Annotated in this window: 15 protein-coding genes; 4 read left to right on the top strand and 11 right to left on the bottom strand. The window is 68.5% G+C overall.

Going from position 1 to position 13,694, the window contains the following annotated elements; all coding sequences use genetic code 11:
* Positions 1–18 precede the first annotated feature (18 nt).
* Positions 19–1,374 carry a glutathione-disulfide reductase gene (gene gorA, locus C7389_RS00235; RefSeq protein ID WP_133587194.1) on the bottom strand — a complete coding sequence of 452 codons (1,356 nt, stop codon included), beginning with the start codon at positions 1,372–1,374 and terminating at the stop codon, positions 19–21.
* A 158-nt stretch (positions 1,375–1,532) separates the two neighbouring features.
* Between gorA and C7389_RS00230 the strand changes: the two genes are divergently transcribed.
* Positions 1,533–2,663: a DUF805 domain-containing protein gene (locus C7389_RS00230; protein ID WP_162851612.1), complete on the top strand. Its 1,131-nt coding sequence runs from the start codon at positions 1,533–1,535 to the stop codon at positions 2,661–2,663.
* A 70-nt stretch (positions 2,664–2,733) separates the two neighbouring features.
* Here the strand turns inward: C7389_RS00230 and C7389_RS00225 are convergent, their stop codons facing one another.
* The 4 genes from C7389_RS00225 to C7389_RS00210 form a co-directional block, all read right to left on the bottom strand.
* The gene (locus C7389_RS00225; RefSeq protein ID WP_133587191.1) at positions 2,734–3,033 is read right to left on the bottom strand and encodes a hypothetical protein; all 300 of its coding nucleotides are present in this window, start codon (positions 3,031–3,033) and stop codon (positions 2,734–2,736) included.
* 87 nt (positions 3,034–3,120) lie between these two features.
* The gene (locus C7389_RS00220) at positions 3,121–3,330 is read right to left on the bottom strand and encodes a hypothetical protein (RefSeq protein ID WP_133587189.1); all 210 of its coding nucleotides are present in this window, start codon (positions 3,328–3,330) and stop codon (positions 3,121–3,123) included.
* Positions 3,331–3,352: 22 nt separating this feature from the next.
* Positions 3,353–4,366: a DnaJ C-terminal domain-containing protein gene (locus C7389_RS00215; protein WP_246034581.1), complete on the bottom strand. Its 1,014-nt coding sequence runs from the start codon at positions 4,364–4,366 to the stop codon at positions 3,353–3,355.
* Positions 4,350–5,555, bottom strand: coding sequence for an alpha/beta hydrolase (locus C7389_RS00210; protein ID WP_133587187.1), 1,206 nt, complete (start codon positions 5,553–5,555; stop codon positions 4,350–4,352). Before C7389_RS00210 ends, C7389_RS00215 begins: the two co-directional genes overlap by 17 nt.
* Positions 5,556–5,843: 288 nt before the next feature.
* Here C7389_RS00210 and C7389_RS00205 point away from each other — a divergent pair, with 288 nt between their 5' ends.
* The 3 genes from C7389_RS00205 (at position 5,844) to C7389_RS00195 (ending at position 6,939) form a co-directional block, all read left to right on the top strand.
* Positions 5,844–6,053 carry a dodecin gene (locus C7389_RS00205; RefSeq protein ID WP_133587185.1) on the top strand — a complete coding sequence of 70 codons (210 nt, stop codon included), beginning with the start codon at positions 5,844–5,846 and terminating at the stop codon, positions 6,051–6,053.
* A gap of 176 nt (positions 6,054–6,229) precedes the next feature.
* A complete protein-coding gene (locus tag C7389_RS00200) occupies positions 6,230–6,715 on the top strand; it encodes an acyl-CoA thioesterase (RefSeq protein ID WP_133587183.1) in 486 nt (161 codons plus the stop codon).
* On the top strand, positions 6,712–6,939 hold the full coding sequence (locus C7389_RS00195; protein WP_133587181.1) for a VF530 family protein: 228 nt from the start codon (positions 6,712–6,714) through the stop codon (positions 6,937–6,939). Before C7389_RS00200 ends, C7389_RS00195 begins: the two co-directional genes overlap by 4 nt.
* Before the next feature lie 55 nt (positions 6,940–6,994).
* Here C7389_RS00195 and purT read toward each other — a convergent pair whose 3' ends face one another.
* The 6 genes from purT to ettA form a co-directional block, all read right to left on the bottom strand.
* Positions 6,995–8,188: a formate-dependent phosphoribosylglycinamide formyltransferase gene (gene purT / locus C7389_RS00190; protein ID WP_133587179.1), complete on the bottom strand. Its 1,194-nt coding sequence runs from the start codon at positions 8,186–8,188 to the stop codon at positions 6,995–6,997.
* Positions 8,189–8,332: 144 nt separating this feature from the next.
* Positions 8,333–8,980, bottom strand: a complete 648-nt coding sequence (locus C7389_RS00185) for an ABC-type transport auxiliary lipoprotein family protein (RefSeq protein WP_246034580.1) — start codon at positions 8,978–8,980, stop codon at positions 8,333–8,335.
* A complete protein-coding gene (locus tag C7389_RS00180; RefSeq protein WP_133587177.1) occupies positions 8,977–9,915 on the bottom strand; it encodes an MlaD family protein in 939 nt (312 codons plus the stop codon). The genes C7389_RS00185 and C7389_RS00180 overlap by 4 nt, the downstream gene beginning before the upstream one ends.
* 12 nt (positions 9,916–9,927) lie before the next feature.
* Positions 9,928–10,704 carry an ABC transporter ATP-binding protein gene (locus tag C7389_RS00175; RefSeq protein ID WP_211342493.1) on the bottom strand — a complete coding sequence of 259 codons (777 nt, stop codon included), beginning with the start codon at positions 10,702–10,704 and terminating at the stop codon, positions 9,928–9,930.
* On the bottom strand, positions 10,701–11,858 hold the full coding sequence (locus C7389_RS00170; RefSeq protein WP_133587174.1) for an MlaE family ABC transporter permease: 1,158 nt from the start codon (positions 11,856–11,858) through the stop codon (positions 10,701–10,703). Before C7389_RS00170 ends, C7389_RS00175 begins: the two co-directional genes overlap by 4 nt.
* 76 nt (positions 11,859–11,934) lie before the next feature.
* Positions 11,935–13,599: an energy-dependent translational throttle protein EttA gene (gene ettA, locus C7389_RS00165; protein WP_133587172.1), complete on the bottom strand. Its 1,665-nt coding sequence runs from the start codon at positions 13,597–13,599 to the stop codon at positions 11,935–11,937.
* Positions 13,600–13,694: the final 95 nt, after the last annotated feature.

Below are 13,694 nucleotides of genomic sequence, written 5' to 3'. Positions count from 1 at the left end.
GGGCTTGCCCGCGCCGCCTCAGCGCAAGGTCACCAGCTCCTCGGCCGCGGTCGGATGGATGGCGACGGTGGCGTCGAAATCCGCCTTGGTCGCGCCCATGCCGATGGCGACGGCGAAGCCTTGCAGCATTTCATCGGCGCCGGTGCCGATGATGTGGCAACCGACCACCTTCTCTTCCTTGCCCACGCAGACCAGCTTCATCGCGGTGCGCGGCTTGTGCTCGGTCAGCGCGTTGTACATGCCGGTGAAGCGGGCGCTGTAGACCTTGACCGCCTCGCCGTGGCGCTCCCGCGCGGCTTCCTCAGTCAGGCCGATGGTGCCTATGGGCGGGTGGGTGAAGACCACGGTGGGGATGAGGTCGTAGTTCTGCTTGCTGTCGGGCTGATCGCGGAACAGGCGGGCGGCCAGCTTGCGGCCGGCGCCTATGGCCACGGGTGTCAGCTCCGCCTTGCCGACGATGTCGCCGATGGCGTAGATGCCGGGCACGGCGGTGTTCTGGTACTCGTCTGTCTCCAGCACGCCGTGCTTGCCGGCGTTGAGGCCGGCGGCGGCAAGGTTGAGGCCGTCGGTGGCGGCTTCGCGGCCTATCGCCCAGATCACCGTGTCGGCCATGCGCTGCACCGGCTTGCCGTCGCCATCCTCGCCGTCGATGCGGATGCTGCCATCCTGCTGCCGCGCCAGGCTGCGCACCTGGTGGCGGAAGCAGAGCTGGATGCCGGCATCCCGCATGTGGGTGACGAGTTCTTCACGAAGCAGGCCGTCGAAGGGCCGCAGCAGCACCTCGCCGCGCACCAGCAGGTCGACCTCGCTGCCCAGTGCGCGCAGCACGCCGGCCAGTTCCACCGCAATGTAGCCGCTGCCGACCACCGCCACCCGCCTGGGCAGCCGTTCGAGTTCGAAGAAGCCGTCGGAGGTGATGCCTAGCTCGGCGCCGGGCGTTTCCGGAACCACGGGGCGGCCGCCGGTGGCGATGACGATGTGCGGCGCGCTGTAGCGCTGGCCGTCCACTTCCACCGTGTCCTTGTCCACGAAGCGGCCGAAGCCGCGTATCACCTCGACACCGGCCTTCTCCAGCATGCCGTCGTAGATGCCGTTCAGGCGCTGCACATAGGCGTCGCGGCGCTGTTTCAGCGTCGGCCAGTCGAAGTCATGGCCAGCGAGGGTGAAGCCATAGCCGGCGGCGTCTTCCAGCGAGTGGGCGATGTTGGCGGCGTACCACATCACCTTCTTCGGCACACAGCCCACGTTCACGCAGGTGCCGCCCAGGCGGCCGGCCTCGATCAGTGCCACCCGGGCGCCGTATTCGGCCGCCCGGCGCGCGGTGGCCACGCCGCCGCTGCCGCCGCCGATGACGAGATAGTCGAAGGTCTTCATCCCTTTGTTCCTTGGTTTTCGGGCTCAGGGGGCGGATGGTAACGCGAGCGCCGTCGAGCGGCCCATCGCGGGCCGCAGACGGCTTTGTGTCGAACACGCAACACGATGTAACTGGCTGCCGCTAGAATCGCCGGCGATCAATGCGAAGGGCATCGTCGATGGACTCCGGCGTCAATCTCATCCTTACCGGCAGCATCCTGCCGGGTCATGCTGCTGCTGACGTGGCACAGGCACTTTCCCGCCTGATGGGGCTGCCGGAGGAGAAGATCCTGCCGCTGCTGGCGGGCAAGGAGACCGTGGTCCGGCGCAACCTGGAGGCGACCAAGGCGCCGCGCTATCTGCAGGCGCTGCGGCAGGCGGGGGCCGAAGCCAGGGTGGAGGCGAGTGCCGGCCAGGGTAAGCAGGTGCCCGGGGAGGCCGCATCGGGAGTGGCGGTAGCCGCGGCAATTGCACGGGAGCCCGTGCAGCAGGCCGCGGGGGCGGCCACACCACCGGCCACAGTGCTGGCGCTGGATGAGCCGGCACTGGAGATGATGAACTGCCCGTCCTGCGGCGCAGCCCAACCCAGGCGCAACCTGTGCCGCGCGTGCGGCGTGGACATGCCCCGCATGCTGGCCGCGCAGACGCAGGCTGTGGGCACCGTAGCGGCCCCTGCCCGCAGCGCCGCAGCTGCCGGGCCCCTGGGGCCCTTGTCGAGGGCGGGGAAGGACGACAGCCCGGACGGCTTCTCGACCCCGGCCGCGTTCTCCTTGTCGCTGGAAGGCCGGGTGGGCCGCCTGCGTTATCTCGCCTATTCCTTTCCGGCCTACGTGCCGCTGGTCGCCGGCGCGCTGCTGGCCGCAGTGCTGGGGCAGGGCACGGCGATGCTGGCGGCGATCCTCATTGGCGCGCTGCTGACGGTATGGATGGCGCTGCGCGTCAGCGTGCTGCGCTTGCATGACCTCAACCGCAGCGGCAAGTGGGTACTGCTGGCGATCGCGCTGCCGGTGGTGGCCGGCCTCAGCGGGGCGCCGTTGGGCGTCATGGCCAGCGCCGTTTTCTTCATCGTCGGCTCGCTGCTATTGCTGTTCTGGCCGGGCGACATGGGCGTCAACGACTACGGGGAACCGTCGGGGCCGAACACCCTGTGGACCATCATCGGCGCGATGGCCGCGATAGGTCTTGGCATTGCTGGCGGCGTGAGCGATGGCAACCGCCGCCTGGAGGGGATGCTGCCGGGCGGGGAAGAGATGGAAATGGAAGAGGGGGCTGCAACGGCGCCCGGCAGTCCCTACTACTACGAGGATTGAATGCCGGCGGCGGCCAGATGCCGCCAGGCTGGACCGGCGGTGTCTGTTTCGGTGTTCCTCCCCGGCTGGCTCAGCCGCCGATACGGTGCCGCCGCATCCAGGCCTGGAAGGCGTCCTTGTCGTTCTCCCGGCGAAGGCGCTGGATGTGCAGCACCAGGTTCTCCGCCATGGTGTGCGCGGCGATGGCTGCCATCACCTCCAACCGGGCTTCCGCGTCCAGTCCATGCTCCACCAGCCGCTGGTCGATTTCGCAGAAGTGATTGGCCATTAGCCGGCGGGCCTCGGTTTCGTCGAGGGCGAGGTCGCGGACGTCCAGCGGATCTTCAGCCTCGATGTCTGCCATCAGCGATTCGATGGATTGCGGTGTCATTGCGGTCTCCCGGTCGGGTTGGGCAAGGGGTGAGCAGGCGCGCTGGTTGGACATGCCCTGCGTTGCCGGAGTGCCGCCTGGACAGGATCAGCGGCGGGGCGCTCCGTACTTCTTGAACACGGCGCGGGCGTCTTGTTCCGCACGCTCCTGGGTGCGCAGGCTGGCGTCCTCGTCGTGGAGGGTGAAGAAGTCATCCGCCTGCGCCTTCATGACCGCCGCGATGGCGGCCTTTTCGCCGAGGCCATAGCGCTCGTAGATCAAGGTGGTGACTTCATCCAGAAACTGTTCGTAGGTCATGGTGCGGTGTCTTCGTTCGGGTTCAGGCTGGGAGCCAGCGGCTTTCCCAGTCCGAGATTTCGGTCAGTTCGGAGGCCAGTGCGCGGTCCAGCCTGTCCAGCAGCGGCAGCAGTTCGGCGCCGACGCCAGTGGGCAGGACCGGGCGCAGGGTGACCAGCATGTCGCCGGCGGCATGTTTGCCGCGGCGAGGCAGGCCGGCACCGCTCAGCCTCAGCTCGGTGGCGCGGCCGTCACCCGGCGGCAAGGGATGATGGCGGAGGCCGGCCGGGTGCGGCAAGGCGATTTCGCCGCCGGCGAGCAGGCGGAACACGCTCAGCGGGCGCTCCAGCAAGAGATCGCGGCCGGCCAGCCGGTAGAGCGGATGCGGGGCGACTTCGATGCGCAGCCGCAAGTCGCCGGCCTCGCCGTCGGATTCCACCGCCGGCCCGCCTTCGCCCCGCAGGCGCAGCTCGTCGCCGGGCTGCAGGCCGGGTGGCAGGCGGACTTCCAGGTTGCGTGGGCGGATCTGTTTGCCATTGCCGCCGCAACTGTCGCAGGGCGCAAGCAGCCGGTAGCCGCGGCCCTGGCAACGGGCGCAGGCGGTGAGGCCCTCCGCGCCCCGGACCCGCCCGGAGCCGTGGCAGTGCGGGCAGAGCCGGCTGTGCCTCAGGGTCTGTTCGCCGCTGCCCTGGCAGTCTTCACAGCGTGTGCTTTCTTCGCGGACCAGGGTGCGCACGCCACCGAGGCAGGCTTCCTCGAGGCTGATCTCCAGCGTTTCGCGGAGGTCCGCGCCGCGAGGGGCGGCGTCCGTGTCTTGCTGCGGCTCGGCTGCCGGTCCGGCGGGCTGCAGCCCGTCCAGCAAGCTCTCGAAGGCGGCCCGCAGGCGGCGGAAATGATCGGCGGCGGCCGGATCGGGATTGCGGTCCGGGTGCCAGCGCATCGCCAGGCGGCGGAAGGCGCGTTTGATCTCGCTCGCGTCCGCGCCTGGTGCGACGCCCAGCAGTTCGTGCGGGTCGTTCAGGGGGGCGTCCATCCCGGCGTCAGTTGAGCCGCTCATGCTGATGAGTTCCCTCGGCGGATACGGATTGCGGGGCGGCGGCGTCCAGGACTTCGTCCGCCACCTTCATCTGCCAGTCGAAGTAGGGGTTGAAGGTGAGGCGTGCGTGCACCTTGCCCGGCTCGCGGTAGCCCCAGTCGGAGTACCACACGGGCTCTCCGGCGCGGCAGCGTTGCAGGTCTTCCGCCACCGGGCCGTTCTCGCACAGCTTTTCGCTGCCTTCCACCCCATACAGCGGATTGGCCGGCGAGAACAGCACCGCCATGTGGGAGAACTGGCTGATGCGCTGGGCTGGCAGGCGGTCGCTGCGGGCCAGCTGGCGTACTTCCGCCGGCGTGTCGCCGTACCAGATCAGGCGGCTGGCGGGATGGGTGAAGAAGCGGGGGAAGGTATCGCGCAGGTAGGCCACGTCCAGCACCGAGTCGTGCTGGGCGACGACCAGCAGCGCTGGCTTGCGCCAGGGTTCGCGTTCCAGCACCTCGCGCGCCAGCGCGCTGGAGCGGTAGAACTGGCCAAAACCGTTGGTGGGCACGTTGAGGTAGCGCACCCGCGTCTGTTGCCGGCGCTCCGTCTCGGGTTCGCGCAGCCAGGGCTTGAACCAGGCGGCGTAAGGGGCGAGCCAGTCATAGCTGCTGTCGGACTTGAAGGCGGGAGAGAAGAGCAGCAGGCCGGCGACCGCCGGGTCTTCACTGGCACGCACCAGGGCCAGGTTGGCACCGGTGGAGAAGCCGCCAAGGTAGACGGTATCCACTTCTTGCTTCAGCAACTCGGTCTGTTCCTTCACCACCCGCTGCCAGTCTTCCACCGCTACGGTCATCAGGTCCGCCGGCTTGCTGCCGTGGCCGGGCAGCAGCACGCTGCGTACCAGGTAGCCGCGGGTGGCGAGGGCGGGGCCGATGTCGCTGAAGGAGTAGGGCGAATCGCCCAGGCCGTGGATCAGCAGGATGCCGCGCCGCCCGGGCGTGGCGGGCCGCCATTCTTGCGGCAGGTTGAGTTCCAGTGCGTCGCCGTCCTGCAGGCCGTCCTGGCGTTGCATGGCCAGCCACTGGCGGCTTTCGGCACGGTAGCGGGAGAAGCTGTCCTGGCCCAGCGGCAGGATGTGGCGGGGGCCGCCGACGCAGCCGCCAAGCAGGGCGGTGCCGAACAGCAGCAAGAGCCAGGAGCGAAGAGGGCGGACGAACGGTGACATGGATTGCGCGTTGGGCTTGCAGATAGGCTGGCGGGAATGTTGCGCCGCGTCATCGCGCCGGCGATCGAGATGATAGCGCCGTTGCGGAATTGCGGCTCGGCACCGGCAAGCACGACGATGGTGGAGAAGGGAAGGGCCACGCGGACGATTGCAAAATCGGCACGGCAAGTGCGGGGGCTGCCGGCAAAAGGCGCCTCTTTGCCGGGCCTCGGTTTTGCCTGCCTATACTTGATCACGGCGGCTGCATCACAGCAATCGCAGCTCACACCCACCCAAGGAGAGCAAGTCATGGCCGATCATGTGTACAAACTCGTCGAACTCGTCGGTTCTTCTTCCCAGAGCCTGGATGACGCCATCCGCAATGCCATCGAGACCGCCTCGAAGACCTTGCGCCATGTCGAGTGGTTCGAGGTGGTTTCTACCCGGGGCCATGTGGTGGATGGAACGGTGGCTCACTTCCAGGTGACGTTGAAAGTGGGCTTCCGGCTGGAAGCCTAGCGCCCGGGCTGGGCGGCAGGCGCAGCACGGCGGGGCCGCGGAAAGCGGGCGCGGCGCATCTTGGTAGTTTCGCGATTTGAGCGCCGGCCGCCGCTGCCTTACCCTGTGCGCGCCCGCAGCCCCCTCACCAGCCTGCATGCGGGCAGCCCACAGGGCGCGGGCAAGTCGGAGTCCCCATGCAATTACCCAATCACCAGCTCAGCATGACGGTGCTGATGACGCCGGACATGTCCAACTTCTCGGGCAATGTCCACGGCGGCACCATCCTCAAGCTGCTGGACGAAGTCGCCTATGCCTGTGCGAGCCGCTACGCCGGGCATTACGTGGTCACCCTGTCGGTGGACCAGGTGATGTTCCGCGAGCCCATCCACGTCGGCGAACTGGTGACCTTCCTGGCCTCGGTCAATTTCACCGGCAATACCTCGATGGAGATCGGCATCAAGGTGATGGCGGAGAACATCCGGGCCAAGACGGTGCGCCATGCCAACAGTTGTTTCTTCACCATGGTGGCGCTGGGTGACGACGGCAAGCCGACCAAGGTACCGCCGCTGGTGCCGGAGACCGCGGATGAACAGCGCCGCCACGGTGCCGCGCTGCTGCGCCGGCAGTTGCGCCAGGAATTCGAGACGCGCCGTCAGGCGCTGGTGCGGACGCCGCAGTGAGCACCGGCGGCGCGGGTGATCCGCTGCACGGAGTGACGCTGGCGGCGCTGCTGGAGAAGCTGGTGGAGATCCACGGTTGGGACGGGCTGGCGCGGCGGGTGAAGGTGCGCTGCTTCAGCCACGAACCCAGCATCGCCTCCAGTCTGAAATTCCTGCGCCGCACGCCATGGGCCCGCGAGCAGGTGGAAGCGCTCTACCTGGAAACGATGCTGCGCCTGCGTTGACCGCTGCAGGCGGCGAAAGCGCCGGGAGTAGTCACTCCCGGCTTCAGGCCCAGCGTCAGAGCTCGACCTTGACCGCGGCCGCCGCGCGCAGCGCCTTGGCGCGGGCGGCTTCGATGGACTCGTCGCGCGCCAGGGCGACCCCCATGCGGCGCTGGCCCTTGATCTCCGGCTTGCCGAACAGGCGCAGCGCGGTATCCGGTTCGGCCAGCGCGGCGCCCAGGTTGGCGAAGGCCGGCTGGGTGGAGTCGCCTTCCACCAGCACTACCGCCGAGGCGGACGGCCCGAACTGGCGGATGGCGGGAATCGGCAGGCCGAGGATGGCGCGGGCGTGCAATGCGAACTCGGACAGATCCTGCGAGATCAGCGTCACCAGCCCGGTGTCGTGCGGGCGCGGCGAGACTTCGCTGAACCACACCTGGTCGCCCTTGACGAACAGCTCCACGCCGAACAGGCCGCGGCCGCCCAGCGCGCCGGTCACCCGCCGGGCGATGCGTTCGGACTCGGCCAGCGCCTTGGGGCTCATCGCCTGCGGCTGCCAGGATTCCTGGTAGTCGCCCTTCTCCTGGCGGTGGCCTACCGGTGCGCAGAAAGTGGTGGCGATCTCGCTGCCGGCGGCGTGGCGCACGGTGAGCAGGGTGATCTCGTACTCGAAGTCGATGAAACCTTCGACGATGACGCGGCCTTTGCCGGCGCGGCCGCCTTCCTGGGCGTAGTCCCAGGCCTTCTTCACGTCGGCTTCGCCGCGCAGCAGGCTCTGGCCCTTGCCGGAGGAGCTCATGATGGGCTTGACCACGCAGGGGAAGCCCAGCGCGGCGACGGCGGCGGTGTAGTCCTCGTAGCTGTCGGCGAAGCGGTAGGGCGAGGTCGGCAGGCCCAGTTCCTCGGCCGCCAGCCGGCGTATGCCTTCGCGGTTCATGGTCAGCTGGGCGGCGCGGGCGGTGGGCACTACGGTGTAGCCCTCGGCTTCCAGCTCGACCAGCGTGGCGGTGGCGATGGCCTCGATCTCCGGCACGATGTAGTGCGGCTTTTCCTGCGCTATCACCGCGCGCAGGGCGTCGCCGTCCAGCATGCTGATGACGTGGCTGCGGTGGGCGACCTGCATCGCCGGGGCGTTGGGGTAGCGGTCCACCGCGATGGTTTCGCAGCCGAGGCGCTGCAGTTCGATGACGACTTCCTTGCCCAGCTCGCCGGAACCGCAGAGCAGGACGCGGGTGGCGGTGGGCGACAGGGGCGTGCCGATACGGGGCATGGGACTTTCCTTGGTGCGAGGATGCGGGGAAACGATGGGCCGGCGCGCTGGTGGCGGTATCGGCGGGCGATGGCCGGCGTGCGCGCAGGCGATATTCTGCCTGTCTGCCGGCCGCAGGGCGATGCCGCGGCCGGCGGTGAGGCTTCAACGCTTGCGCGAACTGGCTTCCTGAATGGTCCAGGCTAGCAACTCGGCGCTCAGGCTGTCCGCCGCGGCGCCGAAGGCGCGGACCACTTCCGGCACCGCCTTGCCGGCCACCGGCTGGCGCACTTCGAAGCGGCGGGAGACGAGTATGCGTTGGGTGTCCGGCGCCACCAGGCGGGCGTCCAGGCGGATCAGCACTTCCGGCTTGCCGTCGCGGTACTCGCTGCGGAAGGCGCCGAGGTCGCTGTCCAGCACGTAGTCGGCCTGCAGCGCGTTGTCGTCGCTGGTGACGGCGGGAACGCGGCCATCGCTGCGGAAGGCTTCAATCAGGCGGTCGCGCAGCAGCACCGGGCCGGGATCGCTCCAGCTCGCTCCCTGGTAGACGCTGAGGCGGTCGCCTTCGGGCAGCACGACGATGCGGCGGCTGCCGGTGGCGCCGCCGGCGCGCGGCGTGGCCACACGCAAGGACCAGGACAGCGGCGCCGCGTTGGCGGCGGGTTGGGCTGAGGCCGGCAGGCGATAGACGTCTATCGGCTCCTGGCTGGGCAGCACCGAGCAGCCGGCGAGCATCAGGGCAGCGACCGCGGCCGCCGAGAGCAGGGCGCCGCGCAGCGGCGAGGGACGCGTGGGGTGCGAAACAGGATTCACGGCTGGAACTCCTTGCTCTTGTCGGCGCCCAGCAGGTAGCCGGTGGGGTTCTCTTCCAGGCGGCGGGTGATGCCGCGCAGCGATTGCAGGGTGCTGCGCAGTTCGCCGACGGCGGGCCCGATCTCGCTCAGGCCGCGCACGCCGCTGTCCAGCTGGCTGCGGTTGTCGGCGACCAGGGAATCGACCGTGTCCATGGTGCGCTCGAAGGCGGCCATGGCCTCGCGGGCGCTATCCAAGGTCTGGCGGCCTTCCTTGTCGAGCAGGCCGTTGGTGGTCTTCATCGCCTGGGTGGCTTCCTGCAGGGCGGCGTTGGCCTGCTCGCCGGCACTGGTGATGGCCTTGAGGGCGTGGGCGATTTCCTCACGCTGGTCGGCCAGCGAGCTGGTGCTCTGTTCCAGGTTGGCCAGGGTGCGTTCGATGTGGGCGACGTTGGTGGCGGAGAACAGCTCGCGCGCCTGGCCGATCAGCTCATTGACGTTGAGCATGATGTCCTCGCCGCCGCTCATCAGCTTGCTGAAGGGCGAGGGCGAGGCCACGATCACCGGTACCTTGCCATCCTCGGCCTGCAACGGCGGGCTGTCCGGGTTGATGCCGTTGAGGCGGATGATGGAGATGCCGGTGATGCCGGCCAGCGCCAGCCGTGCCTCGGTGTCGGCGCGGATGGGGGCCTGGCTGTCCACCCGTATGCGGGCAAGCACCCGGCGCGGGTCGCGCGGGTCGATCTTCAGGCTGGTGACCTCGCCGATGCGGATGCCGTTGAACTGCACCGCGCTGCCCTGGGAGAGGCCGCTCACCGCCTCGTTGAAGACGATGTCGTAGAAGCTGAACTGCTTGTCGCTGCCGGCTTTGCCCAGCCACAGGCCGAACAGCAGCGCGGCGCCGATCACGATCACCGTGAACAGGCCGATCAGAATGTGATGGGCACGGGTTTCCATGGCGCTTGCTCCCTATTGCCGCGCTGCGGCCTCTCCGGCCGCGCGTCCGCGCGGGCCGTGGAAATAGTCTCTGATCCAGGCGTCGTCGGTGGCGGCGACCGCCTCCAGCCTGTCGTTCACCAGCACGCGCTTGCGCGACAGCACGGCGACGCGGTCGGTGATGGTGTAGATGGTGTCCAGGTCGTGGGTGACGAGGAAGACGGTGAGGCCGAGCGCATCGCGCAGGGTCAGGATCAGCTGGTCGAAAGCGGCGGCGCCTATCGGATCCAGGCCGGCGGTGGGCTCATCCAGGAACAGGATGTCCGGGTCCAGCGCCAGCGCGCGGGCGAGCGCGGCGCGCTTCACCATGCCGCCGGAGAGGTCGGAAGGGTATTTGGCGCCGGCCTCCGGCGGCAGGCCGGCGAGGGCGATCTTCACCCGGGCGAGGTCGGCCGCATCCGCGGCGGACAGGCCGGCGTGCTCCACCAGCGGCAGGGAAACGTTCTCGCACACCGTCAGCGAGGAGAACAGTGCGCCCTTCTGGAACAGCACGCCGAAGCGGCGTTCCAGCTCGGCGCGGCGGGTGGCGGGCAGCACCAGCAGATCCTCGCCGAACACCTTCACGCTGCCCTCCGCCGGCTTGTTCAGGCCGACGATGGTGCGCAGCAGCACCGACTTGCCGGTGCCGGAGCCGCCGACCACGGTGAGGATCTCGCCGCGATGCACGTCCAGGTCCAGATTCTCATGCACCACCTGACTGCCGAAGCGGTTGGTGAGGCCGCGCACCTCGATGATGGTTTCCTGGCTCACCAGCCCATCTCCATGCAGAACAGCGCCGCCACCGCGTCCAGCAGGATGACGACGAAGATGGACTGCACCACCGCCGAGGTGGTGTGCTCGCCCACCGACTGGGCGCTGCCGCTGACCTTGAAGCCTTCCATGCAGCCGATGACGGCGATGAGGAAGGCGAAGACCGGCGCCTTGGCGAGGCCGACGAGGAAGTGGCGCAGGCCGACGTCGTTCTCGAAAATGGAGAGGAACATCACCGGGGAGATGTCCAGCGTGAGCGCGCACACCAGCATGCCGCCGACGATGCCGGACAGCATGGCGATGAAGGTGAGCATGGGCAGCGCCAGCAGCAGCGCGAACACCCGCGGCAGCACCAGCAGCTCTATCGGGTTGAGGCCGAGCACGCGGATGGCGTCTATCTCCTCGTTGGCCTTCATCGAGCCGATCTGCGCCGTGAAGGCGCTGGCGGTGCGGCCGGCGACGAGGATGGCGGTGAGCAGCACGCCGAACTCGCGCAGGAAGGAGAAGGCGACCAGATCGACGGTGAAGATGCTGGCGCCGAAGTCCGCCAGCACGGTGGCGCCGAGGAAGGCGACCACCGCGCCGACCAGGAAGGTGAGCAGGGCGACGATGGGCACCGCGTCCAGCGCGGTCTTTTCCAGGTTGGCGATCAGCGAGGTCATGCGCCAGCGCCAGGGCCGCAGCAGGGTGAGGAACAGGGCTTCCAGGGTAAGGCCGATGAAACCGAGCAGGTCGGTGAGATGCCGGCGGAACACGCCGACGGTGATGCCGACATGCTCCAGTACATCCCCGAGGGCGGAATGGCGGGGCTCGGCCAGCGGCTCCGGGCGTTCGCCCACCGCTTGCGCCACCGCCTGCAGCAGGGCGCGGCGCTCGGCCGGCAGCGCGGAGCCTCCGCCCAGCAAGCTGCGCAGCCGCTCTTGGCCGAGCAGGTGCAGCAGCAGCGCGGCGCCGGCGGTGTCCAGCGCGCCGAGTTGCGCCACGTCCACCGCCAGGTCCGGCGGCAGGCCAGCGCGCAGCGCCGCGACTTCGCCGCTCAGCGCGGCGTAGTGCGGCAGGGTCCAGTCGCCGGACAGCCGTAACTGCTGGCGGCCGTCGGTGGTCGCAAGTTCGGCGCGTCCGGCGCCGTTATCCGCCGATGACGATGCTCTCATGGGGTCGGACTGTAACCGAGTTGGGGGCGTGCCGGCAGCAGGAATGCCGCAGTGCAGCGACGGCCCCCTTTCGCTGTCAGCGGCTAATCGGCTTGTAGCGGATGCGCTTGGGCTTGGCGCCTTCTTCGCCCAGGCGCTTCCTCTTGTCTTCCTCGTATTCCTGGTAGTTGCCGGCGAAGAAGGTCCATTGCGAATCGCCTTCCGCGGCCAGGATGTGGGTGCAGATGCGGTCCAGGAACCAGCGGTCGTGGGAAATGATCATGGCGCAGCCGGCGAACTCCAGCAGGGCATCTTCCAGGGCGCGCAGGGTTTCCACGTCGAGGTCGTTGGAGGGTTCGTCCAGCAGCAGCACGTTGCCGCCGGCGATCAGCGTCTTCGCCAGGTGCAGCCGCCCGCGCTCGCCGCCGGAAAGGTTGCCGACGATCTTCTGCTGGTCGCCGCCCTTGAAGTTGAAGCGGCCGATGTAGGCGCGGCTGGGCATCTCGAAGCGGCCGACAGTCAGGATGTCGGCGCCGTCGGAGATGGCCTCGAACACCGTCTTGTCGTTGGCCAGGCCTTCGCGCGACTGGTCCACCGCGGCAATCTTCACCGTGGAGCCGATCACCACCTCGCCGCTGTCTGGCTTGTCCAGGCCCTGGATCATCTTGAACAGGGTGGACTTGCCGGCGCCGTTGGGGCCGATGACGCCGACGATGGCGCCGGGCGGCACCGAGAAGCTCACCTTGTCCATCAGCAACTTGTCGCCGAAGGCCTTGCTGACGTCGTGGAACTCGATGACCTTGTCGCCCAGGCGCTCGCCCGGCGGGATGAAGATCTCCTGGGTTTCGTTGCGCTTCTGGTATTCGACGGTGGTCATTTCCTCGTAGCGCGCCAGGCGGGCCTTGGACTTGGCCTGACGGGCCTTGGGGTTGGAGCGCGCCCATTCCAGCTCGGTCTTCATCGCCTTCTGGTGCGCGGCTTCCTGCTTGGCTTCCTGCGCCAGGCGCTCGCCCTTCTGCTCCAGCCAGGAGGAGTAGTTGCCCTTCCAGGGAATGCCGTGCCCGCGGTCCAGTTCCAGGATCCATTCGGCGGCGTTGTCGAGGAAGTAGCGGTCGTGGGTGACGGCCACCACGGTGCCGGGGAAGCGGGTCAGGAACTGCTCCAGCCAGTCCACCGACTCGGCGTCCAGGTGGTTGGTGGGTTCATCCAGCAGCAGCATGTCGGGGCGCGAGAGCAGCAGCTTGCACAGGGCGACGCGGCGTTTCTCGCCGCCGGAGAGATTGCCGATGACCGCGTCCCACGGCGGCAGGCGCAGCGCGTCGGCGGCGATTTCCATTTGGGTTTCGACGTCGCTGCCGGCGGCGGAGAGGATGTTCTCGTACTTGGCCTGCTCTTCGGCCAGCTTGTCGAAGTCGGCGTCCGGTTCGGCGTAGGCGGCGTAGATCTCTTCCAGCTTCTGGCGGGCTTCGACGATCTCGCCCAGGCCGGATTCCACTTCTTCCTTCACCGTCTTGGTGGGGTCGAGCTCCGGCTCCTGTGGCAGATAGCCGATGCGCTGGCCGGCCAGGTGCTGCACTTCGCCGTCGAACTCCTTGTCCGCTCCGGCCATGATGCGCAGCACGGTGGACTTGCCGGAGCCGTTGAGGCCGAGCAGGCCGATCTTGGCGCCGGGGAAGAAGGACAGGGAAATATCCTTGATGATCTGCCGCTTGGGCGGAACGATCTTGGATACGCGGAGCATCGACATTACATACTGGGCCATGGGGTCTCGTCGTCGAGGAATGACATGAAGGCGCGAGTCTACCCGAGGGCGGCGCCCTTGGTCACGGCTGCAGCCGCGCTCCGGCGGGGCGGCAG

This window comes from Azoarcus indigens (genome assembly GCF_004361735.1).
Lineage (GTDB): Bacteria > Pseudomonadota > Gammaproteobacteria > Burkholderiales > Rhodocyclaceae > Azoarcus > Azoarcus indigens.
This window is presented reverse-complemented; position numbering and strand designations above follow the sequence as displayed.